The following is a 584-nucleotide window of genomic DNA, read 5'->3' as shown; positions in this document are numbered from 1 at the left end:
GGCGGCGCCGTCGGCATCTGCCTCGACAAGTCCCTCGACATGGCCGTCGCCGTCCTCGCCACCCTCAAGGCCGGCGCCTTCTACGTCGCTCTCGACCCCAACTACCCCCCCGAGCGCCTCGCCTTCATGCTCGCGGACACTCGCGCCCCCGTCGTCCTCACCCACTCCCTGCTCGCCTCCGTCCTTCCCGCGAGCACCAGTGCGCGCTTCGTCCTCGTCGACTCCGAAGCCGACGTCATCTCCCGCCAGTCCTCACAGGCCACGGGCGTCCTCGTCTCCACAGAGGACATCGCCTACGTCATCTACACTTCCGGCTCCACGGGTATCCCCAAGGGCATTGTCATGCCCCACCGTGCCCTCAGCTTCCTCCTCGCCTGGCAGATTCGTCAGTCCCCCAACCCTCGCGCTGTCACCCTCCAGTTCGCCTCCCTCAACTTCGACGTCTCGATTCAAGAGCTCTTCGCTTCCTGGTGGGTCGGCGCCCACGTCGTCCTGCCCACCGGGGGACTCCGCCAGGACATCCCCGCCCTGCTCGACTTCATGCACCGCCAGCAGGTGGAGCGACTCTTCCTCCCCTTCGTCGC

Annotated in this window: 1 protein-coding gene; it reads left to right on the top strand. The window is 67.3% G+C overall.

Going from position 1 to position 584, the window contains the following annotated elements:
* Positions 1–39: 39 nt before the first annotated feature.
* Positions 40–584, top strand: a 545-nt coding sequence (locus FJV41_RS49705; RefSeq protein WP_246137917.1) for an AMP-binding protein, incomplete at its 3' end; no start/stop codon positions are given.

This window comes from Myxococcus llanfairpwllgwyngyllgogerychwyrndrobwllllantysiliogogogochensis, from assembly GCF_006636215.1.
In the GTDB taxonomy this organism is placed as follows: domain Bacteria; phylum Myxococcota; class Myxococcia; order Myxococcales; family Myxococcaceae; genus Myxococcus; species Myxococcus llanfairpwllgwyngyllgogerychwyrndrobwllllantysiliogogogochensis.
This window is presented reverse-complemented; position numbering and strand designations above follow the sequence as displayed.